The organism is Sphingomonas lacusdianchii (assembly GCF_022664395.1).
Taxonomy (GTDB): domain Bacteria; phylum Pseudomonadota; class Alphaproteobacteria; order Sphingomonadales; family Sphingomonadaceae; genus Sphingomonas; species Sphingomonas lacusdianchii.
In genome coordinates this window covers 102,568-128,749 of record NZ_JAKRET010000013.1, presented here as the reverse complement: position 1 = coordinate 128,749, position 26,182 = coordinate 102,568, and the positions used below count along the sequence as shown (strand labels likewise).

26 protein-coding genes and 1 pseudogene are annotated in these 26,182 nt (G+C 66.9%); 10 read left to right on the top strand and 17 right to left on the bottom strand.

What is annotated here, in order from left to right; all coding sequences use genetic code 11:
• The first annotated feature begins 5 nt into the window (after positions 1-5).
• Entirely contained in the window at positions 6-815 is an 810-nt protein-coding gene (locus tag MF607_RS16920; protein WP_242120960.1) for a glutaminyl-peptide cyclotransferase, read from the top strand.
• Positions 816-970: 155 nt separating this feature from the next.
• Here MF607_RS16920 and MF607_RS16915 read toward each other — a convergent pair whose 3' ends face one another.
• The 4 genes from MF607_RS16915 to MF607_RS16900 form a co-directional block, all read right to left on the bottom strand.
• Entirely contained in the window at positions 971-2,581 is a 1,611-nt protein-coding gene (locus MF607_RS16915) for a cisplatin damage response ATP-dependent DNA ligase (RefSeq protein ID WP_242120958.1), read from the bottom strand.
• A 49-nt stretch (positions 2,582-2,630) separates the two neighbouring features.
• Positions 2,631-3,122: a Dps family protein gene (locus MF607_RS16910; protein WP_056502844.1), complete on the bottom strand. Its 492-nt coding sequence runs from the start codon at positions 3,120-3,122 to the stop codon at positions 2,631-2,633.
• Between the two features lie 108 nt (positions 3,123-3,230).
• Positions 3,231-3,791 (bottom strand): TMEM165/GDT1 family protein, encoded by a 561-nt coding sequence (locus tag MF607_RS16905; protein ID WP_242120956.1) that lies wholly within the window; start codon positions 3,789-3,791, stop codon positions 3,231-3,233.
• 11 nt (positions 3,792-3,802) lie between these two features.
• Positions 3,803-4,087, bottom strand: coding sequence for a hypothetical protein (locus tag MF607_RS16900; protein WP_242120953.1), 285 nt, complete (start codon positions 4,085-4,087; stop codon positions 3,803-3,805).
• A gap of 180 nt (positions 4,088-4,267) precedes the next feature.
• On the opposite strand from MF607_RS16900, the gene rpmG reads away from it, so the two are divergent.
• Positions 4,268-4,435, top strand: coding sequence for a 50S ribosomal protein L33 (rpmG, locus tag MF607_RS16895; protein WP_055757016.1), 168 nt, complete (start codon positions 4,268-4,270; stop codon positions 4,433-4,435).
• A gap of 214 nt (positions 4,436-4,649) precedes the next feature.
• Here the strand turns inward: rpmG and mscL are convergent, their stop codons facing one another.
• Positions 4,650-5,114 (bottom strand): large conductance mechanosensitive channel protein MscL, encoded by a 465-nt coding sequence (mscL, locus tag MF607_RS16890; protein WP_242120952.1) that lies wholly within the window; start codon positions 5,112-5,114, stop codon positions 4,650-4,652.
• 77 nt (positions 5,115-5,191) lie between these two features.
• On the opposite strand from mscL, the gene MF607_RS16885 reads away from it, so the two are divergent.
• The gene (locus MF607_RS16885; RefSeq protein ID WP_242120950.1) at positions 5,192-5,716 is read left to right on the top strand and encodes an NUDIX hydrolase; all 525 of its coding nucleotides are present in this window, start codon (positions 5,192-5,194) and stop codon (positions 5,714-5,716) included.
• A 316-nt stretch (positions 5,717-6,032) separates the two neighbouring features.
• Here MF607_RS16885 and MF607_RS16880 read toward each other — a convergent pair whose 3' ends face one another.
• From MF607_RS16880 to MF607_RS16840, 9 genes are all read right to left on the bottom strand, one after another.
• Entirely contained in the window at positions 6,033-6,791 is a 759-nt protein-coding gene (locus tag MF607_RS16880) for a class I SAM-dependent methyltransferase (protein WP_242120948.1), read from the bottom strand.
• On the bottom strand, positions 6,791-7,918 hold the full coding sequence (gene prfB / locus MF607_RS16875; RefSeq protein WP_242120946.1) for a peptide chain release factor 2: 1,128 nt from the start codon (positions 7,916-7,918) through the stop codon (positions 6,791-6,793). The genes MF607_RS16880 and prfB overlap by 1 nt, the downstream gene beginning before the upstream one ends.
• A gap of 55 nt (positions 7,919-7,973) precedes the next feature.
• Positions 7,974-10,484: a penicillin-binding protein 1A gene (locus MF607_RS16870; RefSeq protein WP_242120944.1), complete on the bottom strand. Its 2,511-nt coding sequence runs from the start codon at positions 10,482-10,484 to the stop codon at positions 7,974-7,976.
• A 220-nt stretch (positions 10,485-10,704) separates the two neighbouring features.
• A complete protein-coding gene (locus MF607_RS16865; RefSeq protein WP_242120941.1) occupies positions 10,705-11,064 on the bottom strand; it encodes a MerR family transcriptional regulator in 360 nt (119 codons plus the stop codon).
• Between the two features lie 10 nt (positions 11,065-11,074).
• On the bottom strand, positions 11,075-11,380 hold the full coding sequence (locus MF607_RS16860) for an integration host factor subunit alpha (RefSeq protein WP_465168718.1): 306 nt from the start codon (positions 11,378-11,380) through the stop codon (positions 11,075-11,077).
• 64 nt (positions 11,381-11,444) lie between these two features.
• The gene (locus MF607_RS16855; RefSeq protein ID WP_242120938.1) at positions 11,445-12,413 is read right to left on the bottom strand and encodes a beta-ketoacyl-ACP synthase III; all 969 of its coding nucleotides are present in this window, start codon (positions 12,411-12,413) and stop codon (positions 11,445-11,447) included.
• Positions 12,410-13,441: a phosphate acyltransferase PlsX gene (gene plsX, locus MF607_RS16850; RefSeq protein ID WP_242120936.1), complete on the bottom strand. Its 1,032-nt coding sequence runs from the start codon at positions 13,439-13,441 to the stop codon at positions 12,410-12,412. Before plsX ends, MF607_RS16855 begins: the two co-directional genes overlap by 4 nt.
• Positions 13,442-13,467: 26 nt before the next feature.
• Complete coding sequence (gene rpmF, locus MF607_RS16845) at positions 13,468-13,647, bottom strand: 50S ribosomal protein L32 (RefSeq protein ID WP_110153286.1); 180 nt, start codon at positions 13,645-13,647, stop codon at positions 13,468-13,470.
• 306 nt (positions 13,648-13,953) lie between these two features.
• Positions 13,954-14,613 carry an MBL fold metallo-hydrolase gene (locus MF607_RS16840; RefSeq protein ID WP_242120934.1) on the bottom strand — a complete coding sequence of 220 codons (660 nt, stop codon included), beginning with the start codon at positions 14,611-14,613 and terminating at the stop codon, positions 13,954-13,956.
• 85 nt (positions 14,614-14,698) lie between these two features.
• Between MF607_RS16840 and pabB the strand changes: the two genes are divergently transcribed.
• From pabB to msrA, 5 genes and pseudogenes are all read left to right on the top strand, one after another.
• Positions 14,699-16,459 carry an aminodeoxychorismate synthase component I gene (pabB, locus tag MF607_RS16835; protein WP_242120932.1) on the top strand — a complete coding sequence of 587 codons (1,761 nt, stop codon included), beginning with the start codon at positions 14,699-14,701 and terminating at the stop codon, positions 16,457-16,459.
• 38 nt (positions 16,460-16,497) lie between these two features.
• Entirely contained in the window at positions 16,498-17,697 is a 1,200-nt protein-coding gene (locus MF607_RS16830; RefSeq protein WP_242120930.1) for a pyridoxal phosphate-dependent aminotransferase, read from the top strand.
• A 71-nt stretch (positions 17,698-17,768) separates the two neighbouring features.
• Positions 17,769-18,950 carry a GGDEF domain-containing protein gene (locus MF607_RS16825; protein ID WP_242120928.1) on the top strand — a complete coding sequence of 394 codons (1,182 nt, stop codon included), beginning with the start codon at positions 17,769-17,771 and terminating at the stop codon, positions 18,948-18,950.
• Between the two features lie 150 nt (positions 18,951-19,100).
• Positions 19,101-19,247 carry a hypothetical protein gene (locus MF607_RS16820; RefSeq protein ID WP_242120926.1) on the top strand — a complete coding sequence of 49 codons (147 nt, stop codon included), beginning with the start codon at positions 19,101-19,103 and terminating at the stop codon, positions 19,245-19,247.
• A 60-nt stretch (positions 19,248-19,307) separates the two neighbouring features.
• A pseudogene (gene msrA / locus MF607_RS16815) lies at positions 19,308-19,963 on the top strand (peptide-methionine (S)-S-oxide reductase MsrA).
• A 166-nt stretch (positions 19,964-20,129) separates the two neighbouring features.
• Here the strand turns inward: msrA and MF607_RS16810 are convergent.
• Together MF607_RS16810 and mgtE are read right to left on the bottom strand one after the other, a co-directional pair.
• Positions 20,130-20,528 carry a DUF1489 family protein gene (locus MF607_RS16810; protein ID WP_242120924.1) on the bottom strand — a complete coding sequence of 133 codons (399 nt, stop codon included), beginning with the start codon at positions 20,526-20,528 and terminating at the stop codon, positions 20,130-20,132.
• 31 nt (positions 20,529-20,559) lie between these two features.
• On the bottom strand, positions 20,560-21,951 hold the full coding sequence (gene mgtE / locus MF607_RS16805) for a magnesium transporter (protein WP_242120922.1): 1,392 nt from the start codon (positions 21,949-21,951) through the stop codon (positions 20,560-20,562).
• A 125-nt stretch (positions 21,952-22,076) separates the two neighbouring features.
• Between mgtE and MF607_RS16800 the strand changes: the two genes are divergently transcribed.
• Positions 22,077-22,538 (top strand): peptidylprolyl isomerase, encoded by a 462-nt coding sequence (locus tag MF607_RS16800; RefSeq protein WP_242120920.1) that lies wholly within the window; start codon positions 22,077-22,079, stop codon positions 22,536-22,538.
• Between the two features lie 64 nt (positions 22,539-22,602).
• Here the strand turns inward: MF607_RS16800 and MF607_RS16795 are convergent, their stop codons facing one another.
• Entirely contained in the window at positions 22,603-23,490 is an 888-nt protein-coding gene (locus tag MF607_RS16795) for a LysR substrate-binding domain-containing protein (RefSeq protein ID WP_242121003.1), read from the bottom strand.
• Between the two features lie 279 nt (positions 23,491-23,769).
• Here MF607_RS16795 and MF607_RS16790 point away from each other — a divergent pair, with 279 nt between their 5' ends.
• Entirely contained in the window at positions 23,770-26,058 is a 2,289-nt protein-coding gene (locus MF607_RS16790; protein WP_242120918.1) for a CDC48 family AAA ATPase, read from the top strand.
• The last annotated feature ends 124 nt before the right edge of the window (positions 26,059-26,182 follow it).

Below are 26,182 nucleotides of genomic sequence, written 5' to 3'. Positions count from 1 at the left end.
CGAGGATGACGACGACCATGATCCGCTGGTTCCTGCCCATAACCCTTTCGCTTGCCGCCGTCGCGTCGGCCCAGACCCCTGCGCCGGTGCAGTCGGTGCAGCCGGTGCCGGTCGAAGCCATCGCCGCGCGGATCGTGGCGCGCTATCCGCATGATCGCACTGCCTTCACCCAGGGGCTGGTGTGGCATGACGGGGCCCTGTTCGAAAGTACCGGACAGCCGGGCGTGTCCGATGTGCGGCGGGTCAACCTGACCGATGGCAAGGTGCTGGCGCGCGCCCGGCTGCCGGGGCAGCAGTTCGGTGAGGGGCTGGCGGTCGACGGGCAGCAGCTGGTCAGCCTGACTTGGCAAGACGGCATCGCGCACCGTTGGAACGCGAAGACGCTGAAAGCGGTCGGCAGCGCGCGCTATCCGGGTGAGGGCTGGGGACTGGCGAGCGACGGCCAGTCGCTGATCCTGTCGGACGGGACGCCGACATTGCGCTTCCTCGACCCCAAGACGTTTCGGGAAACGCGGCGGGTGACAATCACCGCCAATGGCCGCCCGGTGCATAACCTCAACGAGCTGGAGATGATCGACGGCAAGCTGTGGGGCAATATCTGGCACCGCGACTATATCGTCCGGATCGATCCGGCGACGGGCGCGGTCGACGGACTGGTCGATCTGGCGTCGCTGCGCGCGGAACTGGGGCCGCTCGATCCGGAAGCGGTGTTGAACGGGATCGCGTGGGATGCGGCGGGCAAGCGGTTGTTCGTGACGGGGAAATGGTGGCCGACGCTGTTCGAGATCGCGTTGGAGCCGGCGGGACAGGAATAGGCCCGTTGGCAGTGCGGGCACCTCCAGCGGTCGGTACCCCGGCGGAGGGTGGGGTCCAGTGACGGAACGGTAGTAAGTCCCAACGAACCCTTACCAACTGGGCCCCGGCCTTCGCCGGGGTAAGAGCAAGTAAAAGGGTACTTATGGGCCGACGCCTAGCTCACCAGCTTCAATAACGTCGCGACATGGTCGGCCTCGGCCGCCGGCTTGTCGGTGCGGATGCGGCTGATGCGGGGGAAGCGCATCGCGACGCCCGATTTGTGGCGTTTCGAGGCGTGAATCGAATCGAACGCGACCTCCAGCACCAATGTCTTCTCGACTTCGCGCACCGGGCCGAAGCGCTGCACGGTATGTTGGCGGACGAAGCGGTCGAGGTCCTTCAGTTCGGCATCGGTGAAGCCCGAATAGGCCTTGCCCACCGGTAGCAGCTCGCCGCCCTCGGCTGGGTCGGCAGTCCAGCAGCCGAAGGTATAGTCGGAATAGAAGGACGAGCGCTTTCCGCTGCCGCGCTGCGCGTACATCATCACGCAATCGGCGACGAGGGGGTCGCGTTTCCATTTATACCACAGCCCGACGCGCCGCCCGGCGACATAGGGCGAATCGCGCCGCTTGAGCATGACGCCCTCGATCGCGGCGTCGCGGGCACCGCTGCGGATGTCGGCCAGCGCATCGAAATCGGCGGCATCGATCAGGCGCGACAGGTCGAAGACGGTCGGGTCGAGCTGCGGCACGAACGCTTCGAGCCGGGCGCGGCGCGCGGTCCATGGCTGGTCGCGCAGATCCTGCGCACCGTCGAAGAGAATGTCGTAGAGGCGGACGAAGGCGGGATAGTCGGCCAGCATCGCCTTCGACACGACCTTTCGCCCCAGCCGCTGTTGCAGCGCGTTGAAGCTGGCGGCGCCGGCGTCTTCATGGACGCTCGCCCCCTGTCCCTCGCCGCGAACCAGCAATTCGCCGTCGAGCACGCCGGCGGTGCGGAAGGCGGCGGCGACTTCGGGAAAGGCGGCGGTGATGTCGTCGCCCGCGCGGCTGTAGAGCCGGGTCTCGCCACCGACATGGACCAGCTGCACGCGGATGCCGTCCCATTTCCATTCGGCGGCATAGTCGGCGAGGTCGACCGCGCCGTCGTCGAGCGGATGGGCGAGCATGAACGGGCGGAACACCGGCAGGTCGGCTGCATGCGGCTGTTGCCCGCGCCCCTCGGCCCAGGCGAAGAGTTCGGCATAGGGCGGGGCGAGGCCGTGCCACACTTCTTCGACTGCATCGACATCGAGACCGAAGGCCTGCGCCAATGCCGTCTTGGCGAGGCGGGCGGACACACCGACGCGCAACGCCCCGGTCGCCAGTTTCAACAGCGCATAACGTTCATCCGATTCGAGCCGGTCGAGCATATCGGCCAGCGCGCGTGGCGCATCGGAACGCGACAGGCTGGCGAGGCGGGTGACGACGGTATCGAGCGTCAGCGGATCGGCATCGGAGACCGCGCCGGGCGGCGGTTCGGGCCACAGAAGGGCGACCGTCTCGGCCGTGTCGCCGACGAAATCGCGGCTCATCGCGAACAGCACCGGGTCGGTACGTTCGGTGATGAGCGCGCGGATCGTGGCCGATTTGACTGCGGGCAGGTCGAGATCGCCGGTCAGTGCCGCAATCGCCCAGCCGCGATCGGGATCGGGCGTGTCGCGTAGATAGGTGCCGATCAGCGCCAGCTTGGCATTGCGCGACCGGGTGTAGATCAGGCGGTCGAGCAGGTCGGCAAAGGCGCGCATCGGTTCATGCGGGACAGGCGGGGCGGCACGGACCGCCCCGCACGCCCGATCAGCCCTTGCGAGCGGCTTCGAACAGGAACCAGGCGCGCTCCTCGGCCTGGTCGATCCAGTCGTCGGCGAGGCTGCTGGTCGCGGTATCGCCGGCGTCCTCGGCCGCTTCGCGCGCCTCGCGCAGCCGTTCGACCAGCTTCAGATTATCGTCGCGCAGTTCGGCGAGCATGTCGTCGGGTTTGACGAAATCCTTGTCATTGTCCTTGATCGCGGCGCGGCGGGCGATGTCGCCGATCGAACGCAGCGTGGTGTTGCCGGTCTTGCGCACGCGTTCGGCAATGACGTCGGTCACGGCGAGAATCTGCGACGCCTGATCGTCGAGCATCAGGTGATAGTCGCGGAAATGCGGGCCGGACACGTGCCAGTGGAAATTTTTGGTCTTCAGATACAGGGTGAAGCAGTCGGCCAGCGCGGCGTTCAGCCCATCGGCGACGGTCACCGTCTTGTTGTTGGGCAGGTCGGTCGGCGTGTCGAGCGCGGGATTGGTCACGGGGAAAGTCTCCGGCTGGATATGGTTCGGTTCAGCAACGATCGCGCTGCCGAATCTTTCCGCCACGCTCCAGTCAAAAAATCCGGTCGCGGTGATCGTCCGGCTGGATCACAGCAGCCGCAGCGCGCCGAGCCCGACGACCGCGCCGGTCAGCCCGAGTAGCAGCGTCGCCACGATCCGGATCGCGGTGAAGGGCAGTTTCTGCCAGTCGCGCTCGCCCAGCGTCGCCGCGGCCAGCAGGAGGACTGCGCCTGCCAGCGACGCACCGATCGCGCCCGCCACAGGATCGGGCGTGCGCGCGACGAGGGCGAAGACGAGGAACTGGCTGCGATCGCCCAGTGTCAGCACCGCCATGCCAAACAGCCCGGTCGGGAAGGGCGGCAACCGCCAGCTGTCGAGGCGATCCTTGATCCGTGCCGGGATCGGCGCGGCAGTCGCCGCTGCGATCAGCGCGAGGGCGAGCATCGCGTTGCGCGCGTTCGGTGTCAGGGCCGGCGCGACCAGCACGCCGCCGATCGCGGCAAGCGCGAAACCGGTCGCCTGCGCGACGATCGTCCCCCATAGCGCACCGCGTCCGAGCCGGTCGGACAGGATCGCGGCGAGCAGCGGCGGGCGGTCGCTCACCCCCGCCAGCAGGACCGCGACGAACGCGGGAACGAGCGGGTCCATCGCGTGCCGGTTCAGTCGGCGAGGCGCACCGTGCAGGCCGCGGCATAGGCCTGTGCCGTCGCGACGTCGCTGCGGCCGCAATGCATCGCTTCGCGGGCGAGCGCGGTCCATTCGCCGATCGAGCGCCGTTCGCCGCGCGCGATGGCGGCATCGACGACGGCGAGGACGCTCAGCGCCGGCAGGCTCGATTCGGCGGTAGCGATTGCGCGAATCGCCTCGATCTCGGCAAGGGGGCAGGCGCGGTATCCGACGCGCAGTGCTCGTTCCGCATCGATATGTGCTGCCTCGATCTGCATCCCGACCTCCAAAGCCTTGAATCAGAACCTAGGATGACTTGGTTACGTTCCGGTGAAGACCGCTCGCCTTGACTCCGGCGCGCATTTGGCCCATGCGCCCACGTCTTGCAGCAGCCCCCATGTGGCGGGCCGCTTTTTATTGTCAATTCGCGGGCGTCAGGCCCAAGGGGTTTTTGGGTCATGGCAAAGCCGACCACCGTCAAGATTAAGCTCGTCAGCTCGGCCGATACCGGCTTCTTCTATGTCACCAAGAAGAACCCGCGCAACCAGACCGAAAAGCTGACCTTCCGCAAGTACGACCCGGTCGTGCGCAAGCATGTCGAGTTCAAGGAAGCCAAGATCAAGTAAGCCGCGCCGGTCCATCGGGACCGGACGTGCCGCTTGCGGCTTTCGAAACCCGCCGGACGTCGATGGACGACCGGCGGGTTTTGCTGTGTCGGTTTCGATCGGGGAGGCCGGTCCGCCAGACCGAACGGCGTCCCCCGCGCGTCAGGATCGCTCGATCTCCGGTTCGAACCGGAGTCGTTCGGGACGCCTGCCGTTGCCGTCGTCCGGCGGACGATCAGTCCCTTGCCCGCGCCGCGCGCAGTTCGTCGCGGATTTCGCGGAGCAGCGCGATATCGGCCGGATCGGCGGCGGGCGGGGCTTCGCCGGTCTTCTGCTCTTCGTGGACGACCGCGATCGCGCGGTTCACGAACTTGACCAGCAGGAAAACGATGAAGGCGAGGATCAGGAAATTGATCACCACGCTGATGAATTCGCCATAGCCGAACAACGGCACGCCCGCCGCCTTCAGCGCGGCGTAATTGTCGGGCGATCCGGTATAGCTGGCCGGGACGGGCCCCAGTTGCAGGAAATAGCTGGAAAAATCGAAGCCGCCGAAGAGATAGCCGATCACCGGCATGATGATGTCGTCGGTCAGCGATTTGGTGATCGTGCCGAAGGCCGCGCCGATAATGACGCCGACCGCGAGGTCGAGGACGTTGCCGCGCGCGACGAAGGTGCGGAATTCCTTGAGCATTCCCATGACCATCTCCCCATGGTTGAGGACGCTGTTGTGCTTCGATACGGTGCGTACAGGCAAGGGCCATGACAGGAAGTTCGATGATCGACAGCGACGCTCCCGAAGAAGTGATGTGGGCGGGGCGCTTCATCACCGCGAAAAGACGCGGGCGCTGGGAATATGTCGGGCGGGCGAACGGCATCGGTGCGGCGGTGATCGTCGCGATCGACGACGGTCATGTCCTGCTGGTCGAGCAATATCGCGTGCCGCTGGGGCGGGCATGTATCGAACTGCCCGCCGGGCTGGTCGGCGACGATGCCGCGCGCGAGGCGGCGGCGGTGGCGGCCGCGCGCGAGCTGGAGGAAGAGACCGGCTATCGCGCCGGCAACATGACCTCACTCGGCGAATATCATTCGTCGCCGGGCATGGTGTCGGAGAGTTTCACCCTGTTCCGTGCCGGCGAGCTGACGCGGGTCGGCGATGGCGGCGGGGTGCCGGGGGAGGAGATCATCGTCCATCGGGTGGCGCTGGCGGACCTTGCCGGGTTCGTCGCGGCACAGCGGGCGGCGGGCAAGGCGGTCGATGTGAAGCTGTTGCTGTTGCTGGCGCCGGTTTTGCTGGGGTGACGGCCCCGTTGCGGTCCCATCCCCCGTTCGTCCTGAGTGCCATTGAGCCCGTCGAAATGGCGTATCGCAGGACGGGGGCCACAGGTGCTTCGATACGGGTCTTCGACAAGCTCAGCCTCTACTCAGCATAAACGGGTGGGGATCGGCCTTTCTGTCCTGTCCCGTCTCTTCCCCACCCGTTTGCTTCGAGCGGAGGTTCGAGCTTGTCGAGAACCGAAGTCGAGAAGGCGGTGCCTCAAGCGACCCGTTCTCGACGGACGCTTCTTGACAAGCTCGAAGCTGCTCGAACCGAACGGGTGGGGAAGGGGGAAGGGCCTCAGCCCTGGTGGTTGCCGCTCGGGCTGGCGCTGGGCGTGGGTGACGGCACGCGGCACGGCACGATCTTTTCCGGCGCCGGGCGTGGACCGTCGGGCGTGAACATCGCGATATAACCGCCGGCCGAGGGCATTTTCTGCAACTCGACCATCCGGTACCCGACCGCTTCGAATTCGCACTTTAGCAGCGCGGGTGGGGTGCCGTGATTCTGGGTCGGGCGGTCGGCGTCGACCACCACCACCTGTCCGCCGGCCCGCAGCGACGGACGCAGGTTCCACAGGAACGCATAGGGCTCGGCGATCTCATGGTACATATGGACCATCAGCACCCGGTCGAAGCTGTTCGCGGGCAGCTTGGCGTCGTCGGGTTCGCCCAGCCGCACACTGACATTGTCGAGCCGTTCGCGCGCCACCCGCTGCGCCAGTGCGTCGCGGATCTGCGGGATGATGTCCTCGGCCAGCACCCGCCCGTCCGGCCCGACGCGCTGCGCCATGCGGATGGTGTAATAGCCCTCGCCCGCGCCGATATCGGCGACGGTCATCCCCGACGCGATACCGGCGCGGTCCATGACCAGTTCGGCCTCGTTCAGCCGGTCGCGCGCTTCCTCGGTCGACCAGCGGGCCGACACGATCGTCGCCACCGGCCGGTCGGCCTTGGGAAAGTCATGACGTTCCTCCCGCTGCCCATTGGCCACCGCGCTCGGCTGCGTCGCGTCGCAGCCAGCCAATAGCAATAGCGCAAGCGGGAGCGCGTGGCGCATCAGTCGACGTCCTCGATTTCGACCTTTTCACCGGTCACGCGCTGCGACAGTGCCGCCGCCATGAACGGGTCGAGCGCGCCGTCGAGCACGTCGCCCGGCGCAGTCGAGACGACGCCGGTGCGCAGGTCCTTCACCATCTGGTACGGCTGCAACACGTACGACCGGATCTGGTGGCCCCAGCCGATATCGGTCTTGGTCGCGTTCTCGGCATTGGCCTCCGCCTCGCGGATCGCGAGTTCGCGCTCGTAGAGGCGGGCGCGGAGCTGGTTATAGGCCTCGGCCTTGTTCTTGTGCTGCGAACGCTGGTTCTGACACTGGACGACGATGCCAGTCGGGATGTGGGTGATGCGCACCGCCGAATCGGTGGTGTTGATGTGCTGACCCCCGGCGCCCGACGCGCGATAGGTATCGATGCGCAGGTCGCTTTCGTTGTACTCGACCTCGATATTGTCGTCGATCACCGGATAGACCCAGATCGACGCGAACGAGGTGTGGCGGCGCGCGGCGCTGTCATAGGGGCTGATGCGGACCAGCCGGTGGACCCCGCCCTCGGTCTTGGCGAAGCCGTAGGCATTCTCGCCCTTGATCAGCAACGTCGCCGACTTGATCCCGGCCTGTTCGCCCGAATGCTGGTCGACCAGTTCGACCTTCATCCCGCGGCGTTCGGCCCAGCGGGTGTACATGCGTTGCAGCATGCCGGCCCAGTCCTGGCTTTCGGTCCCGCCGGCACCGGCGTTGATCTCGATATAGGTGTCGTTAGCATCGGCTTCGCCCGACAGCAGCGCCTGTACCTTGTCGTGATCGGCGCGTTTGGCGAGTTCGGCGAGATTGGCGACGCCTTCGTCGGCCATCTCGGCATCGCCCTCCTCCTCGGCCATCTCGATCAGCTCGACCGTATCGGCCAGTTCGCGCTCGATGGTGCGGGTGGCGGTGATCGCCTCGTCCAGCCGGCGGCGTTCGCGCATGACGTCCTGCGCGGCCTTGGGATCGTTCCACAATGCCTGATCCTCGACGCGCGCGTTCAGCTCGTCGAGCCGGCGGAGCGCGCGGTCCCAATCGAGGAAGCGGCGCAGCAGCGAGAGCGCATCGTTGATCTTGTCTACATGGGCTTGCGCTTCGGCGCGCATGAGAAAACTCCGGAAAATCTGAATCGAAGGGAATGCCGCCGATATAGGCGGCGCGCTAGTAGATTCCCCCTTCGCGTTGCAAGAAGTCGCTGTCGCGCGGCTGCACCTGTTGCCGGCTCGGTGCGATACGGGTCGGATCGCGGGTCACCGGCGCACGCGCCTCGCCCAGCCGACCAGTCGCACGGCGCGCCTCGGTCTCGGGCTTGAACGCTTCCCAGATCACCGCCGCCTTGGGATCAGTGGTCGGCCATGCGCCATAGACTGGGCGGCCGCTGGCGCGGTCGATGCGGACCATGCGGATGCCGGCGGGGGCACGGAAGGGCAGGACCTCCATGTCCTGATACGCCTTGACCGCAAAGGTTTTGTAGATCGGCGCGGCGATCGTCCCGCCCTGCGCATAGCCGCCGAGATTGCGGGGGCTGTCGAAGCCGAGATACAGCCCGGCGATCATCTGCGGCGTGCCGCCGACGAACCAGACGTCGGTGGGGCCGGTCGAGGTGCCGGTCTTGCCCATCATCGGGCGGTTCAGGTCGCGGAGCGTGGTGGCGGTGCCGCGCTGGATCACGCCCTCCATGATATGCACCATCTGGTAGGCGCTCATCGCGTCCATGACCTGGCGCGACCGGATTTGCGGACGCGGCATCAGCTTGCCGTCCCAATCGGGGGCGTTGCACCCGTCGCAGGCACGCCAGTTGGCGGGCAGGATCACCTTGCCGCGGCGGTCCTGCACGAAATCGATGACGGTGGGCTTCAGTTCGCGGCCCTGATTGGCGAGGATCGAATAGGCGTTGACCATGCGCAGCACGGTCGTCTCGCCCGCACCCAGCGCATAGGAGAGATAGGGCGGGAACTTCGTATCGCTGATGCCGACGCGCTGGATCAGGTCGTTGACCCGGTCCATGCCGGTCTGGGCCGCCGCGCGCACCGTCATCAGGTTGCGCGACTGTTCGATGCCCCAGCGCATGGTGTGCGGTCCGGCACCGCCGCCGCCGAAATTGCGGAAGCATTTCTGGCCCAGCCGCCCGCCCTGATTCACGCAGAACGGGCCGTCGACGATGATCGACGCCGGGGTCATCCCCGCCTCCAGCGCGGCGGCATAGACGATCGGCTTGATGGTCGATCCGGGCTGGCGCATCGCCTGCGTCGCGCGGTTGAACGACTGGATGCGGCTGTCGAACCCGCCCTGCATGGCGAGGATGCGGCCGGTGCGCGGGTCCTCGACCACCATGCCGCCCGACACGCGCGGGACCGAACGCAGCGACCATTGGCTGCCGGCCGGCGCGACGGCGAGGATGTCGCCGCGCTGGATCGCGCCAAAGGCGTTGCCGGTGCCGCCGCGGACCGGCATCTGCGCATTGCCGCGCGGCAGGGTGCCGGTGCGGCCATCGGCAAAGCCGATTCGCGCCGCATCGCCGTCCTTGTCGATGACGATCGCCGCCTGCCAATCCTGATAATCGACGCCGATATTGGTGTTGAGCAGCGCCTGCTGCCAATTGTCGCCGTCGATCGTCGCGCGCGGCTTGTTGAGCGGGCCTGACCAGCCACGCCCCGAATCGAACCGGATCAGCCCGCTGCGCAGCGCGTCCTGCGCATCCTGCTGAATTTTCGGGTCGAGCGAGGTGCGCACCCACAGACCGCCGGCATAGACGCTGTACGGGCCGTCCTTCGCATTCTCGCCGAACTGGCCGAGCAGCTGGCGGCGGACTTCCTCGATGAAATAGCCGCCGGCGGTTTCCTGTCGCGGGGTCTGGCGCGGGATGGTGCCGAGTGGTTGGGCGACGGCGGCGGCGCGCTGCGCGGGCGTGATGAAGCCGTTACGCTCCATTTCGCCCAGCACCCAGTTGCGGCGGGTGATCGCGCGATCATATCCACGTTCAGGCGTATAGTTCGACGGCCCCTTGGGCAGGATCGCCAGATACGCCATTTGCGGCAGGGTCAGCTCGCGCAGCTCCTTGCCGAAATAGGCATGGGACGCAGCTTCGACGCCAAAGGCGTTCCGGCCGAGCGCGATCTGGTTGAGATAGAGTTCGAGGATCTGCTGCTTGGTCAGCGCATCCTCGATCCGATAGGCGAGCAGCGCCTCCTTCGCCTTGCGGACATAGCTGACCTCGTTGGTCAGCAGCAGGTTTTTCGCGACCTGTTGCGTGATCGTCGACGCGCCGATCGGGCGGCCGTCGTTGCGCAAATTGGTGAGGATCGCGGCGGCGATGCCGGGATAGTCGACGCCGTGATGTTCGAAGAACGTCCGGTCCTCGGCCGCGAGGAAGGCGCGGACCAGCAGCGGCGGATATTCGGCATAGGACAGCTGCACCCGGCGTTCGCGGGCATAGCTGTGGATCGGATCGCCCCCGATCCCGCGGACATTGGTCGGTAGCGGCGGTTCATAGGCGCGCAGCGAATCGACCGACGGCAGGGTCCGCCACAGGAGCAACCAGATGAGGAACACACCGATCCCGGACAGCAGCAGGGCAATGGCCGGCAGGCGGAACCACCACCGTCGCCGGATGCGGGCGAAGCGGGCCCGCCGGGAGGGGGCGGGGGAGGTGTCGGTATCGGATACGCTCATTGCCCGCGCGGTTTAGCAGGTTTGGCCGTCGGGGAAAGGGAGGGGGCGGAGCGAGCGCTGATGTTCCCCCGGCCATCGACACCGTTCGTGCCGGGCAGGGGCCGCGCGAAGTCGAAACCCGGATCGAAGCGTCTCCGGCAACGGTCCTTCGATACGCCGCTTCGACAGACTCCGCTGCTATTCGGAACGAACGGCAGAGCGGGGTACGGTGGAACGGGGATCAGTCGTCGGCCGCCAGCGCATCGGCCAGCGTCGCGCGGATCGCACGCAGTTCGATGATCCGCGCGGCGCGGCGGGTGATCGGCGCGACCGGTACCGCCGGGGCCTTCGCCTCCTGCGCCAGCAATTGCTGGACACCGCGCACGGTATAGCCCTGTTCGCCAAGCAGCGCCTGGATCCGGCGCAGCAGCGCGACGTCCTCCGGCCTATAATAGCGGCGATCGCCGGCGCGGGTCAGCGGCCGGATCTGCGGGAAACGCCCTTCCCAATAGCGCAGCCGATGCTGCGGCACCCCCAGGTCGCGCGCCACTTCGCCGATCGTGCGATAGGCATTGGCGGATTTGTCGACCGGGGGTGGCAACCGAATCCGTTCAGTTGGCGACGATGCGGTCGCGCATCATCTGGCTGGCGCGGAAGGTGAGCACGCGGCGCGGCGCGATCGGAACTTCGATGCCGGTCTTGGGATTGCGGCCGATCCGCTCGCCCTTGTCGCGCAGCACGAAGCTGCCGAAGCCGGAAATCTTGACGTTCTCACCGGCCGCCAGCGCCTCGCACATATGGTCGAGAATCTGTTCGACGACGCGCGCGGAATCGGCACGCGACAGACCGATCTCACGATGCATTTCTTCGGCGAGATCGGCGCGGGTCAGCGTACCATCGGAAACCATTGGAGAAATCCTTCTTTCGTGTACGCCGCTTCCGCTAGCACAGCGTATACGAAGATTCAAAAATACTAAAGGATTACCAACGGACTACAGCAGCGCCCCAGGTGAAACCACCCCCCATCGCTTCCAGCACGACGATGTCGCCCGGCTGGATGCGGCCGTCGCGCGTCGCGACGTCGAGGGCCAGCGGGACCGACGCCGCCGAGGTGTTGGCGTGGATGTCGACGGTCACCACGACCTTTTCGGGGGGGAGGCCGAGCTTGCGCGCGGTCGCATCGAGGATACGGGCATTGGCCTGATGCGGCACGACCCAGTCGACATCATCGGCGGTAAGCCCCGCGAGTTCCAGCGATTCGCCCATGACGCTGGCGAGGTTCACCACCGCGTGGCGGAACACTTCCTTGCCCTTCATCCGCAGCTTGCCGACGGTGCCGGTGGTCGAGGGACCGCCATCGACATAGAGGAGGCCGTTATGGCGACCATCGGCATGAAGCCTGGTCGACAGGATGCCGCGCGGCGTGTCGCCCTCCGCCTCGCGTCCTTCCAGCACGATCGCACCCGCGCCGTCGCCGAACAGGACGCAGGTCGTGCGGTCTTCCCAGTCGAGGAGGCGGCTGAAAGTCTCGGCTCCGATCACTAGTGCCCGGTGGTGAACACCGGTGCGCAGCATCGCATCGGCGACCTGCACCGCATAGAGAAAGCCCGAACACACCGCCGCCACGTCGAACGCGACGCAGTCGTCGATGCCGAGCATCGCCTGCACCTTGGTCGCGGTCGCGGGGAAGGTCTGGTCGGGGGTCGCGGTGGCCAGCACGATCAGGTCGATCGCCTGCGCCTCGATCCCCGCAGCGGCGATCGCCGCGCGGGCGGCATCGGCGGCGAGGGTCGCCGTCGTCTCATGCGCGGCGGCGATGTGGCGGAAGCGGATGCCGGTGCGCTCGACGATCCATTCGTCGGAGGTGTCGACGCGCTCGGCGAGTTCCGCGTTCGAAACGCGCTGCGCCGGCAGTGCCGAACCGGTGCCGGTGACGACCGAACGGATCATGCCGCGCGTGCCTCTATGCCCGCCAGATCGCTGGCGATGCTGCGGGTCAGGTCGTCGCGGACCATCTTGGCCGCGACCTGGATCGCGTTCGAAATACCGGCCTCGTTCGCGCTGCCATGGCTTTTGACGACCAGCCCGTTGAGGCCGAGAAAGACCGCGCCATTATGATTGTTGGGGTCGAGGTGATGGCGGAGCAATTCGGTCGCCGGGCGCGAGATCAGGAACCCGATCTTGGAGCGAATCGACGACCGGAAGGCGCGCTTGAGCAGGTCGGCGACGAATCGCGCGGTGCCCTCGGCGGTCTTCAGCGCGATATTGCCCGAGAAACCGTCGCACACCACGACATCGACCTGCCCACGCGACAGGCGATCGCCCTCGATATAGCCCGAAAAGGTCATCGGCAGATGCGGCGAGGCGCGCAGGATCGCCGCCGCCTCGCGGACGCTGTCGATGCCCTTCAGCTCCTCGGTGCCGATGTTCAGCAACGCGACGCGGGGGGATTCGAGATCGAGCGCGGTGCGGGCATAGGCCGCACCCATGACCGCGAACTGGACGAGGTTGCGCGCATCGCACTCGGCATTGGCGCCGAGGTCGAGCATGACCAGATCATTGTCGCCAAGGCTGGGCAGCAATGCCGCCAGCGCCGGGCGATCGATGCCCGGCATGGTGCGCAGCGCCAGCTTCGCCATCGCCATCAGCGCGCCGGTATTGCCCGCCGACACCGCGGCGGCGGCACGGCCCTGCTTCACCAGGCCGATGGCGACGCCCATCGATGTCGTCTTGGCCCGGCGGATCGCCTGGCTGGGCTTGTCCGACGATCCGACGACTTCGGGGGCGTGGACGATTTCCGACGCCGCGGACAGGTTCGGGTGCGATTCGAGCCCGGCACGAATCGCCGATTCGTCCCCGACCAGCAGGAACCGCATCGATTCGTGGCGGCGTCGCGCATGGGCGACGCCCGCCAGCATGGTGGCAAGCCCTTCGTCACCGCCCATCGCATCGATGGCGATCCAGGACCCGTCGGCCATGCGTGCTTCCCTGTCCGGTCTGGCGGTTACGCTTCGACCGAGACGACTTCGCGACCGTTATAATGGCCGCAGGCGTTGCACAGATTGTGCGGACGCTTCAGTTCGCCGCAGTTCGGGCATTCCTGGAACGACTCGACGCTCAGCGAATCGTGGCTGCGACGCATACCGCGCTTGGAGGGCGTGGTCTTTCTCTTGGGAACTGCCATTTCGGCACCTTTATAACTTGGGTATCACTTGGTTTCGCCACCAACTGACGACGCGGCCCAGGCAAGTGCCCGACCGCTTTTCGCGACCGGCGACCCGCCGGACCGGCAGACAGGCTGGTCGCGAAGCGAACCGCGCCTATAGCGTTTTCGCGCGGCGTTGCAAGCTTCGGGTTGGGGTTGGATGCCGCAATTTCGCTTCCACCGCCGTCACCCAGCGAAGGCTGGGGTCTCTCGTTGATAGCACGGAACAGGAGCCGCGACAGACCCCAGCCTTCGCTGGGGTGACGTCCGTGGCCACAGGCGCGCTCAGACTGCCAGCGCCGCGTCGCCGACGAACGGATTGGTCGCGCGTTCATGGCCGAAGGTGCTGCCCGGACCATGGCCGGGTACGAATGCGACATCTTCGCCCAGCGGCCACAGCTTGGTCACGACCGAATCGATCAGCGCCTGCGTATCCGACAGCGGAAAGTCGGTACGGCCGATCGACCCCTGGAACAGCACGTCGCCGACCAGCGCGAATTTGGCGTCTTCATGGTGGAAGATGACATGGCCGGGGGTATGGCCCGGGGTCTCGTACACTGCGAAGCTCGCCTCGCCGACCGTCACCGTGTCGCCCTCGACCAGCCAGCGGTCGGGTTCGAACGGCACGCCGCGCAGCCCCCAGCGCTTGCCGTCCTCATCCAGCCGCGCGATCCAGAACCGGTCGGCCTCATGCGGTCCCTCGATCGGCACGCCCAGTTGCTCGGCCAGCGGCTTCGCCTCGCCGCAATGGTCGATATGGCCGTGGGTCAACAGGATCTTTTCGATCCGGACGCCGTGCTGTTCGGCGGCGGCGATCAGGCGCGGCAGGTCGCCGCCGGGATCGACAAAGGCACCGCGCATCGTCTTCGTACACCACAACAACGTGCAATTCTGCTGGAGCGGGGTCACCGGGATGATCGCCGCACGGATCGGGGATGGAGTCATGCCGCTGCCTTTACCCGCGAAAGCCGTAACGACAAAGCGCGGTTCGGTGCTTGCCCCGCGCCGCGGCAAGCGGCAAGCGTGGGCGATGTTCGATACGACCCGGCCTTTCGTGCTGTTCGACGATGCCCGGCCGGGCGGTTCGGCAACGCTGTATCAGGCACCGATCCGCATCATCCGCGCCGATCGCGCGGCGGAGGTGTCGGCGGCGTTGGCGGAGGTGTCGCGCGCGATCGCCGAAGGGGCATCGGTCGCGGGCTATCTCCATTATGAAGCCGGCGCGGTGTTGGTGCCGGGGCTGCATGCCCGCAGCGCTGCCGCGCCGTTGCTGTGGTTCGGGGTGTTCGATTCGGCTGAATCGATCGATGTCGCCGCTGCGCTGCCCGACCCGGCGGGTGCGTGGATCGGTGAGGTCGAGCCGGCGATCGACGCCGAGCGATATGCGGCGGAGTGCAATACCGTCCTCGACCTGATCGCGGCGGGCGATCTCTATCAAGCGAATCTGACCTTCGGGGCGACGGTGCCGGTCGCGGGTCATCCGCTCGCCGTCTATGCCGCGATCCGGCCGCGCGCGGCGGCGGGGCATGGCGCGGTGGTGTGGACCGGCGACGACTGGATCCTGTCCTTCTCGCCCGAATTGTTCTTTGCGGTCGAGGGGCGGAGAATCAGCGCGCGGCCGATGAAGGGTACGGCCGGGCGCGATCCCGATCGGGCGCGCGACGCCGCCGCCGCGCGCGACCTCGCTGCCGATCCCAAGCAGCGCGCCGAGAATCTGATGATCGTCGACCTGATGCGCAACGACCTGTCGCGCGTCGGCGTGGCGGGCAGCGTGCGCGTGCCCGAGCGATTCGTTGTCGAAACCTATCCCAGCATCCACCAGCTGGTATCGTCGGTGACCGCCGAACTGTCGCCGGGCAAAACCGCGGTCGATGCGCTGGCGGCGCTGTTCCCGTGCGGATCGATCACCGGTGCGCCCAAAAAGCGGGCGATGGAGGCGATCGACACGATCGAGGATCGCGTACGCGGCATCTATACCGGGGCGATCGGCTGGATCGACGGCGCGGGCGACGCATCGTTCAACGTCGCGATCCGGACGCTGCACCTCCCCGCCGGCGCGACCCGTGCGACGCTGGGGCTGGGATCGGGGATCGTCGCCGATTCGTCCGCCGCCGAAGAATGGTGCGAATGTCTGGCCAAGGCGCGCTTCCTCGACCTGCCGCCGGCACGCTTCGACCTGGTCGAGACGATGGCGTTCGATCCGCTGAACGGCATCGCGCTGCTCGAGCGCCATGTCGCGCGGCTGACCGAGAGCGCGCGGCGGCTGGGTTTCGCGTTCGACCGGCATGCGACGCGCAACGAATTGCAGGCGGCGACCTTTCGCCTGCGCAATCCGTCGCGCATCCGCTTGCTGCTGTCGCGATCGGGGGCGATCGCGGTCGATGTCACGCCGTTGCCGCCGCCGCCCGCCGGGCCGGTGGCGGTCGCGATCGCGCCCCTGCCGCTGTCGGCCGCCGACCTGCGTCTCGCCTACAAGACCAGCGACCGGCGCTTCTGGCCGGCACCGCCGCCGGGCTGTTTCGAAACGATCTTCACCCGCCCGGACGGCGAGTTGACCGAGGGCAGTTTCACCTCGATCTTCGTTCGGCGCGAGGAAGGGGGGCAGTTGCTGACCCCGCCGATCGACCGGGGATTGTTGCAGGGCGTTCTGCGCGCCGAGCTGATCGCGCGCGGCGAAGCGGTCGAAATGCCGCTGACACTCGCCGATCTCGCGCAAGGATTTTTCATCGGCAACGCGGTTCGCGGATTGATTCATGCGCGGCTGGTTGCGGACGGGGAACGGGGCGGCTAAGGGCGCGGCACCTGTTCCTTCTCAGCATCGGACGTCCCATGAAGCCCTCCGCCGCGCTCGACCGCATCAATCCGTCGCCGACCCTCGCCATCACGTCGAAGGTGCTCGAACTGAAGCGGCAGGGCGTCGACGTGATCGGGCTGGGCGCGGGCGAACCCGATTTCGACACGCCCGATTTCGTCAAGGACGCCGCGATCGAGGCGATCCGCGCCGGCAGGACCAAATACACCAATGTCGACGGCACCGCCGAACTGAAGGACGCGATCATCGCGAAGTTCAAGCGCGACAACGGCCTGACCTATGCCGCGAACCAGATCAGCGTGAATGTCGGCGGCAAGCACACGTTGTTCAACGCGCTGGTCGCGACGGTCGATGCCGGCGACGAGGTGATCGTGCCCGCGCCCTATTGGGTCAGCTATCCCGATGTCGTGCAGTTCGCGGGCGGCACCCCGGTGTTCGTCGCGGCGGGCGCGGCGCAGAATTACAAGATCACCCCCGAACAGCTCGACGCGGCGATCACCGAGCGTACCAAGTGGGTGATCCTGAATTCGCCGTCCAACCCGACGGGAGCCGGCTATACCCGCGCCGAACTGCGCGAGCTGGGCAAGGTGCTGGAACGGCACCCGCATGTGTGGATCTTCGCCGACGATATGTACGAACACATCGTCTATCCCGGCTTCGAATTCGCGACGATCGCGGAAGTGAACCCGACGCTCTACGATCGCACGCTGACCGTGAACGGCTGTTCGAAGGCCTATGCGATGACCGGCTGGCGCATCGGCTATGCGGGTGGTGCGGCATGGCTGATCAAGGCGATGGCCAAGTTGCAGTCGCAATCAACCAGCAACCCCTGTTCGATCGCGCAGGCCGCCGCCGTCGCCGCGCTGAACGGCGACCAGTCGTTCCTCGCCGAGCGCAACGACGCGTTCCAGCGTCGCCGCGACCTGGTGGTTGCCGAACTGAACGCGATCGAGGGCGTGACCTGCCCGACGCCCGAAGGCGCCTTCTACGTCTATCCCGAGCTGTCGGGGCTGATCGGCAGGACGACGCCGGGCGGCCGCCGCATCGAGACCGACGAGGATTTCGTCGGCTATCTGCTGGAGGATGCCAAGGTCGCGGCGGTGCAGGGCGCGGCGTTCGGCCTGTCGCCGGCGATGCGGATCAGCTATGCAACGTCGGACGAATTGCTGCGCGAGGCTTGCGCGCGTATCCGTACCGCCTGCGATGCGCTCAAGTAATTTGCGTTAATAAACGGACTATTAGCGCTTCCTCGTCTATCGGGACATACGTTCCGCTAGACGAGGACCGTTTGCTCGATCTCTCAACCCTGTATGTCATGGTCTCGCTGGCATCGATCGTTGCCGGCCTGATCCATGTCGTGCCGTGGGCGACGGGGCGATTCGACAGCTGTGCGGCATGGTGGGGGTTCGGGCATATCCTGCTCGGCATCACCGCCGCCGGGGCGGTGATCCGCGAACTGGGCGGCGGCGAGTTCATCACCCGATTGGGCAATCCGATGGCGATCATGGCCTATGCCGCGATCTTCATCGGACTGCGCACCTTCGCCTATCCCGACAGTCGCAACCGGCTGTTGCTGGCGGGAGCCTTCGTTGCCGGCATCCCGCTCTATTTCTCGGTTGCTCCGGGTGAATTGGGGATGCGGATCGCCTATCTGAGCGTGATACGGTCGATATTCGACGCGGCGATCGTGCTGATCGCGATCCGGCTTGCCCGGCGCGAATCGCTCCACACCGCATGGATCGTCGTTGCGCTGTTCACGCCGACCGTGCCGCTGTTCCTCGCCCGGGCGTGGTCGGCCCTGCGCGGCGATATCGGCATTAGCGTCACCGGCATGCATGGCGGGATCGCGGCGTGGCTGACGGCACTGCCGATCTCGTTCATCATCTTTCGCGGGATCGCGTTGATGACGATGGAGGCCGAGCGTGGGCACCAGCTGCTCACCGCGCTGCTCGAACGCGATCCGCTGACCGATGCGCTGAACCGTTCGGGGTTCGACCGGCGTGCCGCGCGGTGGCGTGGGGGCGGGGCGGCGCTGGTCATCGATGTCGACCATTTCAAAATCCTCAACGATCGCTGCGGCCATGCCACCGGCGACGCTGCGCTCGTCGCCCTCGTCCGGGCCGCCAAGGCCGCGCTGCCGCAGGACGGCCGCATCTTTCGCTGGGGCGGCGACGAGTTCGTCTGCATCCTGCCCGGCGCGGACATGGCCGATGCCGAAGCTGTCGCCGCTGCGATCGGCGCACGCTATGGCAGCGCGATGCAGGCGATCGCGCCGGCCGACCTGCCCGTGTCGATCAGCGTCGGCTGCGCGCTGGGCGACCTGACCGACAGTGCCGCAATGATCGCCGCCGCCGATGCCGACATGTATGCGGTGAAGCAGCATGGGCGCGAACGCACACCGTTCCTGCAACGCAGCGTTGCCGAAACCCGCCCCTCCAGCCGCTTGATTTCGCACGCGCAACATGGTTGAGGCTGTGCAGGAGATGAACGGGCGCGCCAGCATCGGTTCACCGCCACCCACTATATCTTGCCGACGAACGAACGGGTCGTCCGCCGCGATGGCGATCGATCCGCTGCTGCGCACCATCGGGGTGCGCGGTCCGGCAAGAGGATGAGGCAGATGACGAGCAAGCGCACCGGTTTCCTTCGCCATTTCATCAGCGGCTTCGCACTGGGCGCGGTCGCGCTGGTCGCGGTGCAGGTCGCCGATCCCAGCGATGCGAAGTCGGTCCGTTCCGCACCCGCCGTCGTCGAACGCATCGGCTGATCTGGCGGGGCGGCCGCCCGCGCCCCATCTCCTGGCGGTTCGTCCTGCGAGGAACCGGTCATGAAGTCCCTGCTGCCCCTGTCGATCGCCGCAATCGCCATCGCCGCCGCGCTGTCGATCCCGCCCGCCACCGCCGAACGCGCGGTGCCGGTCCCCGCCATCGCCACCGACGTGCCGCCGACCCCCGGCCTTGCCACCGCCGTACTGGCGGGTGGCTGTTTCTGGGGCATGGAGGCGGTGTTCGAACGGGTGAAGGGCGTGAAGTCGGTGGTCAGCGGCTATGCCGGCGGTGCGAAGGGCGACGCGACCTACGACCGGGTATCGACCGAACGCACCGGCCATGCCGAGGCGATCCGCATCACCTATGCCCGCGGATCGTCAGCTATGGCACGCTGCTGCGGCTCTATTTCTCGGTCGCCCACGATCCGACGCAGGTCGACGGCCAATATCCTGATCGCGGCCCCAGCTATCGCTCGGCGATCTTTCCGCAGACCCCGGCACAGGCTGCGGTCGCGCGGCGCTATATCGCGCAACTGACCCGGGCGAAGGCGTTTCCGAAACCGATCGCAACGAAGGTCGAGACGGGGGCCTTCTATCCGGCGGAAGGCTATCATCAGGACTTCGCGCGGCGGAACCCGTCGCATCCGTATATCGTGCGCTGGGACAAGCCGAAGATCGCGGCGGCTAAGGCGGCGTATCCAAAGTTGGTGGGGTAGAAGACGATTCGGTTTCACGCGAAGGCGCGAAGACGCGAAGGAGTTGCGTTGGCTACCACCCGATCGCGGCCACGCGGATGAAGGGTTCCGCTGACGCGGAACGTCAGGGAGCCGCAACCTCCTCCGCGTCTTCGCGCCTTCGCGTGAAAACGATCTTCCTTTCTCGCTACAGCAACCCCAGCGCCATCAACTCCCCAATGAGACGCGGCGGCAGTTCATCGGCTCCCGTCCCTTCGCCGCCCAGATCGGCCGGGGCGTCGGCTTCCTCCAGATAGCGCCAGCCCTGATGCGCGCGCTTCGGCCGCGCCTCGACCAGCACCAGCTTCGGCCCCAGATGGATCGCGACGCGACCACCCTCCGCTTCGCCGAACCCCAGGATCGGCGAACGGGCGACCAGCCGGTGCTTGAGAATCCAGAACAGCGATCCGCCGGCGATCTCGGCGGCGCGTTTCGGCAGGTAGCGCGTGGTCAGCGCCCCGCCCTCGGCATGGCGGACGGCAAGCCGGTCGGCGAGTTGTTCGACCGATTCGATGGCGAAGGCGACTTTGGTCAGATGCAGCGGCACGCGCCCCAGATGGGAAGCGTCCCTACCCGCCTCAACCCGTCAGTCCGCTGACGGTCGCAAGGCCGAGAAACACCAGAAACCCCATCGAATCGGTCGTCATCGTGACGAAGATCGAGGAGGCGACCGCCGGGTCGGCATTGAACCGGTCGAGGGTCAGCGGCACGAACACGCCCGCAAAGCCGGCGATGACGACGTTGAGCAGCATCGCCGTGCCGATGACCGCGCCCAGTTGCGGGTTGCCGAACCACAGCGTCACGCCGGTGCCGATCAGCGCGGCGACGGTCGCCCCGTTCATCAGCGCGATCACCATCTCGCGCCGGATCGCGCGCAGCGTGTTCGACTGGGTCAACTGGTTGGTGGCGAGCGCGCGGACGGTGACCGCCATGGTCTGGGTGCCGGCATTGCCGCCCAGCCCGGCGACGATCGGCATCAGCGCCGCCAGCGTCACCATCCGGTCGATCGTCGCGCCGAACGCGCCGATGATCGTCGCGGGCAGCAGCGCGGTGATGAGGTTGGTGATGAGCCACCGCACCCGCGCCTTGTACGAATCGCGGATCGGTTCGTTGATGTCGCCTTCGCCGGCACCCGACAGCAGCAGCGCGTCCTCGCCCGCCTCGGCCTGGATGATATGGACCACGTCGTCGACGGTAATCATGCCGACCAGCCGCCCGCTGCCATCGACGACCGCGGCGGAGATCAGCGCATATTTCTGGAAGCGCAGCGCCACCTCTTCCTGATCCATGTCGACCGGGATCAGCGTCTGTTCGCGCGCCATGACGTCGCTGATCGCGACCGATCGCGGCGTGCGGAGAATCCACGACAATTGGCAGGTGCCGACCGGCCGGTGCGCCGGATCGACCACGAAGATTTCCCAGAAGTCGGTGGTCAGCGCTTCGTCGGCTCGCAGATAGTCGAGCGCGTCGCCGACGGTCCAGTGTTCAGGCACCGCGACCAGCTCGCGCTGCATCAGGCGGCCGGCGGACTCCTCGGGATAGGACAGCGCCTCCTCGATCGCCGCGCGATCGTCGGGGTCGAGCGCGCGCAGCACCGCGCGCTGTTCGGCATCGTCGAGGTCCTCGATGATCGCGACCGCGTCGTCGGTATCGAGCTGTGCGGCGAGGTCGGCGACCTGGGTCGCGGTCAGCGCGTCGATGACCGCTTCGCGCACCCAGTCGTTCATTTCGGCGAGGACGTCGCCGTTCAGCCGCTCGGCGATCGCCGCCGCCAATGCCGCGCGCTGTTCGCCCGGCACGAGTTCGAACAGGTCGGCAAGGTCGGCGGGGTGGAGCGGTTCGACCAGCTCGCGCGCCGCCTCGTCATCGCCGCGATCGACCGCCTCGCAGACGGCGCGGACGAATTCGGGCTTCAGCCGGTCGTCTTCGTCGAGTTCGCTGGTCGCGTCGGGAAGGTCGAGTTCGGTCATGGCTGCAACCCTCCTGCCGCGTGCGTCGCAACGCTGTAGCCATGCTGCACCGCCGTGCAAACCCTGTGCGGTTGCCAGTGCGGTTCCGGCACCCTAGCTAGGCCCCGACTTTCAAGGAGCTTTCAATGGCCGATACCCCCAGCACGCTCGTGATGACGCTCGACACCGGCGAAGTGCGCATCAAGCTGCGCCCCGATCTGGCGCCGAACCATGTCGAACGCATCGTCAAGCTCGCCGATTCGGGCTTTTATGACGGCGTGCCGTTCCACCGCGTGATCGACGGCTTCATGGCACAGGGCGGCGACGGCGGTCGCGGCGACGGCACCGGCGGCTCGAAGGAACCGAACCTCAAGCAGGAATTCAACGCTGAGCCGCACGTCCGTGGCGTATGCTCGATGGCGCGGACGATGGACCCGAATTCGGCGAACAGCCAGTTCTTCATCTGCCTCGACGATGCGACCTTCCTCGACCGCCAGTACACCGTGTGGGGCGTGGTCGAGAGCGGCATGGACGCCGTCGACGCGCTGCCCAAGGGCGAGCCGCCGCGCAACCCGGGCAAGATCGTGACCGCGCGCAGCGAGGCGTAAGCGGTTTGCCGTCGTCCGTCATTCCGGCCTTCGCCGGAATGACGGCGCGGGCGGCAGTGATGCCCTACTCCGCCGGTGCGTTCAGTGCCTGCACCAGCCAGTCGTGGAACAGTTTCACCGGCCGTTGCTGCAACATGCGCGGGCGGCACACGAACCAGTGGCTATAGGTCGAATCGACCGCGCGATCGAACAGCGGCACCAGCCGCTCGTCGCGTGCCGTCTCGAAATGCGATTCGAGCATGAAGGCGACGCCCAGCCCCTGTGCCGCCGCCTCCAGCATCAGCGTCCCCGAATCGAACCGGTCGATCGCCGCCGGTTCCAGATCCGGCAGGCCGGCGGCGTGCATCCAGTCGGCAAAGGTATCGGGCATGTCGCGGTGGATCAGGGCGGTATGCTGCGCCAGCTGCGCCGGATCGGTGATCGGCGACCGGTCGATCAGCGCGCGTCCGGCGATGGCATAGACGCGATTGCGGTCGAGCCGCCGGGCATAGAGCGCGGGATCGATCGCATGGTCGAGCACGATCGCGACGTCGATCCCCTCGCCCAGCCGTCCCAGCCCATGATGCGCGGTATCGAAATCCAGATGCAGTTCGGGATGCTTTTCGTGCAGATCGCCCATCCGCGGCATCAGCCGCTGGATCGCGAACAGCGGCAATACGCCGAGGCGCAGCCGCAGCACCTCGACCGCGCCCGACATCTGCTCGACCGCGTCGGACAGCGTGTCGAGCGCCCCCGACAGCAACGCCAGCAGCCGTTCGCCATCGTCGTTCAGGCGCAGCGCCTGATGCCGGCGTTCGAACAGCGGCTTGCCGATGAAGCGTTCGAGGGCCTGCACCCGCCGGCTGAGCGCCGGGGACGACAGGGCCAGTTCATCGGCGGCGAGCTTGACCGATCCCAGCCGCGCGACGTGGACGAACGCTTCGATGGCGGTGAGTGGCGGCAGGCGGCGCATCCGGGTCCCTATCTGGTTGCGGTGCGGCACAAGCTGCACCGCGTTCGTCTCCGTTGCAACCACCGCCGCGATTAACCATTGCAGTTTTTGCAATATCGATTGCGTCGTTCGCACTTGCAGCAAACTACCCCGCGCTGCACATAGAGCAGGCCTTTCAGGCATCCTCTCCTAAAAACTTTCCGGCCGGTCCTTTGCGATCGGCCTTTTTTTTCGCCTTGTTGCGGGCAACCTGCCGCCTATCTCCGCTGTTCAAATCGTTCCAGCAGGACGGGATAGCGCATGGCGGACAGCGAAACAGGCGGACGGCGGTTGCAGGTGGCGAATGCGCGGCCCGAGGATAGCGGGCGCGGCATCGCCCATCTCCCGCGCTCGGTCATGGCGCTGCTCGGCATCAACGAGGGCGATGTGGTCGAGATCGTCGGCAAGAAAACGACGCCCGCGCGCGCCGTCGCCCCCTATCCAGAGGACGAGGGGCTCGACATCGTTCGCATCGACGGATTGCAGCGTGCCAATGCCGGGGTCGGATCGGGCGATCAGGTCGAGGTGCGCAAGGCCGAATCGCGTCCCGCCACCCGCGTCGTCTTTGCACCCGCGCAACAGAATCTGCGGCTGCAGGGATCGTCGAACGCGCTCAAGCGCACCTTTTTCGGGCGGCCGCTCTGCCAGGGCGATATCGTCGCGACCACCGGCCACCAGCGCGTCGACAATCTGTCGCCCAATGTCCGCCGCTATGTGAACGCGCCCGCCTTCTCGCTGCAGGAAATCCGCCTCGCGGTCGTGTCGTCGACGCCCAAGGGCGTGGTGCATATCGACGAATCGACCGAGATCGAACTGCGCTCGGAATATGAGACCCCCCGCGAAACGCGGCGGGCTGACGTCACCTATGACGATATCGGCGGCATGGGGCAGACGATCGACCAGCTGCGCGAGATGGTCGAGTTGCCGCTCCGCTATCCCGAACTGTTCCAGCGTCTGGGCGTCGATCCGCCCAAGGGGGTGTTGCTGCACGGGCCGCCCGGCACCGGCAAGACGCGGCTCGCCCGCGCCGTCGCCAACGAATCCGATGCCGAATTCTTCCTCATCAACGGTCCCGAAATCATGGGGTCGGCCTATGGCGAGTCCGAGAAACGGCTGCGCGAGGTGTTCGAGGAGGCGACCAAGGCATCGCCTTCGATCGTGTTCATCGACGAGATCGATTCGATCGCGCCGAAGCGCGGACAGGTGTCGGGCGAGGCTGAAAAGCGGCTGGTCGCACAGCTGCTGACGCTGATGGACGGGCTGGAGTCGCGCGCCAATATCGTCGTCATCGCTGCGACCAACCGGCCCGAGGCGATCGACGAGGCGTTGCGCCGGCCCGGCCGGTTCGACCGCGAGATCGTGGTCGGCGTGCCCGACGAACGCGGGCGGCGCGAGATTCTCGGCATTCACACCCGCGGCATGCCACTCGACGAGCATGTCGATCTGGGTGAGCTGTCGCGCACGACCTATGGTTTCGTCGGCGCCGACCTGGCGGCGCTGACCCGCGAGGCGGCGATCGATTCGGTCCGGCGGATCATGCCGCGCATCGACCTGTCGGCGGGCACGATCCCGCAGGACGTGCTCGACAGCCTGTCGGTGACCCGCGACGATTTCGTCGAGGCGCTGAAGCGGGTGCAGCCGAGCGCGATGCGCGAGGTGATGGTGCAGGCCCCGACCGTCCGCTGGGACGATGTCGGCGGGCTCGACGATGCGCAGATCAAGCTGAAGGAAGGGGTCGAACTGCCGCTCAAGTCGCCCGAATCCTTCCGCCGGCTGGGCATTCGTCCGGCCAAGGGGTTCCTGCTCTATGGCCCGCCCGGCACCGGCAAGACGCTGCTGGCAAAGGCGGTCGCGCGCGAGGCGGAGGCGAATTTCATCGCCACCAAGTCGAGCGACCTGCTGTCGAAATGGTATGGCGAGAGCGAGCAGCAGATCGCCCGCCTGTTCGCCCGCGCGCGACAGGTCGCGCCGACGGTCATCTTCATCGACGAACTCGATTCGCTGGTGCCCGCGCGCGGCGGCGGCCTTGGCGAGCCGCAGGTGACCGAGCGGGTCGTGAACACGATCCTTGCCGAGATGGACGGGCTGGAGGAATTGCAGTCGGTCGTCGTGATCGGTGCGACCAACCGGCCGAACATGGTCGATCCCGCGCTGCTGCGGCCCGGCCGCTTCGACGAGCTGATCTATGTCGGCGTGCCCGACCGGGCGGGGCGCGTGCGCATCCTCGGCATCCAGACGCAGAAGATGCCACTGGCCGACGATGTCGATCTCGACGTCGTTGCGGGTCGGACCGAACGCTTTACCGGTGCCGATCTGGAGGATGTGGTGCGCCGTGCCGGCCTGTTCGCGCTGCGCGATTCGCTCGACACGCGCGCGGTGACGATGGCGCATTTCGAAGCGGCGCTGGGGGAATCGCGTGCGTCGGTCACGCCAGAGATGGAGGAGGAATACCGCGCCATGTCGTCGCGGTTGAAGCAGGATGCGCTGTCCATCCAGCCGCTTGGCTTCATCGCGCCGGGCATGGTCGAGGGTCGCGGACCGAAGGGATAGCGTGGCGGGAGTGCCGCCCCGTCGGTGGCGGGGCGGCACCGAAATGGAACGGCGTATGGCGCACCGAAACGCCGAAGCGAAACCGATATGCTTGCAAGTTCGTTTCGCTTTTGCGACGACGCGA

Excerpts from the sequence above, each read along its gene's own strand:
- pabB (WP_242120932.1), top strand. The coding sequence starts at position 14,699 with ATGTTCGATACGACCCGGCCTTTCGTGCTGTTCGACGATGCCCGGCCG.
- prfB (WP_242120946.1), bottom strand. The coding sequence starts at position 7,918 with ATGCGCGCCGAAGCGCAAGCCCATGTAGACAAGATCAACGATGCGCTC.
- MF607_RS16920 (WP_242120960.1), top strand. The coding sequence starts at position 6 with ATGACGACGACCATGATCCGCTGGTTCCTGCCCATAACCCTTTCGCTT.
- plsX (WP_242120936.1), bottom strand. The coding sequence starts at position 13,441 with ATGGCCGACGGGTCCTGGATCGCCATCGATGCGATGGGCGGTGACGAA.
- MF607_RS16915 (WP_242120958.1), bottom strand. The coding sequence starts at position 2,581 with ATGCGCGCCTTTGCCGACCTGCTCGACCGCCTGATCTACACCCGGTCG.
- mscL (WP_242120952.1), bottom strand. The coding sequence starts at position 5,114 with ATGGGAATGCTCAAGGAATTCCGCACCTTCGTCGCGCGCGGCAACGTC.
- MF607_RS16880 (WP_242120948.1), bottom strand. The coding sequence starts at position 6,791 with ATGCGCCACGCGCTCCCGCTTGCGCTATTGCTATTGGCTGGCTGCGAC.
- MF607_RS16905 (WP_242120956.1), bottom strand. The coding sequence starts at position 3,791 with ATGGACCCGCTCGTTCCCGCGTTCGTCGCGGTCCTGCTGGCGGGGGTG.
- MF607_RS16900 (WP_242120953.1), bottom strand. The coding sequence starts at position 4,087 with ATGCAGATCGAGGCAGCACATATCGATGCGGAACGAGCACTGCGCGTC.
- MF607_RS16830 (WP_242120930.1), top strand. The coding sequence starts at position 16,498 with ATGAAGCCCTCCGCCGCGCTCGACCGCATCAATCCGTCGCCGACCCTC.
- rpmG (WP_055757016.1), top strand. The coding sequence starts at position 4,268 with ATGGCAAAGCCGACCACCGTCAAGATTAAGCTCGTCAGCTCGGCCGAT.
- MF607_RS16795 (WP_242121003.1), bottom strand. The coding sequence starts at position 23,490 with ATGCGCCGCCTGCCGCCACTCACCGCCATCGAAGCGTTCGTCCACGTC.
- MF607_RS16790 (WP_242120918.1), top strand. The coding sequence starts at position 23,770 with ATGGCGGACAGCGAAACAGGCGGACGGCGGTTGCAGGTGGCGAATGCG.
- MF607_RS16800 (WP_242120920.1), top strand. The coding sequence starts at position 22,077 with ATGGCCGATACCCCCAGCACGCTCGTGATGACGCTCGACACCGGCGAA.
- MF607_RS16840 (WP_242120934.1), bottom strand. The coding sequence starts at position 14,613 with ATGACTCCATCCCCGATCCGTGCGGCGATCATCCCGGTGACCCCGCTC.
- rpmF (WP_110153286.1), bottom strand. The coding sequence starts at position 13,647 with ATGGCAGTTCCCAAGAGAAAGACCACGCCCTCCAAGCGCGGTATGCGT.
- MF607_RS16870 (WP_242120944.1), bottom strand. The coding sequence starts at position 10,484 with ATGAGCGTATCCGATACCGACACCTCCCCCGCCCCCTCCCGGCGGGCC.
- MF607_RS16820 (WP_242120926.1), top strand. The coding sequence starts at position 19,101 with ATGACGAGCAAGCGCACCGGTTTCCTTCGCCATTTCATCAGCGGCTTC.
- MF607_RS16855 (WP_242120938.1), bottom strand. The coding sequence starts at position 12,413 with ATGATCCGTTCGGTCGTCACCGGCACCGGTTCGGCACTGCCGGCGCAG.
- mgtE (WP_242120922.1), bottom strand. The coding sequence starts at position 21,951 with ATGACCGAACTCGACCTTCCCGACGCGACCAGCGAACTCGACGAAGAC.
- MF607_RS16885 (WP_242120950.1), top strand. The coding sequence starts at position 5,192 with ATGATCGACAGCGACGCTCCCGAAGAAGTGATGTGGGCGGGGCGCTTC.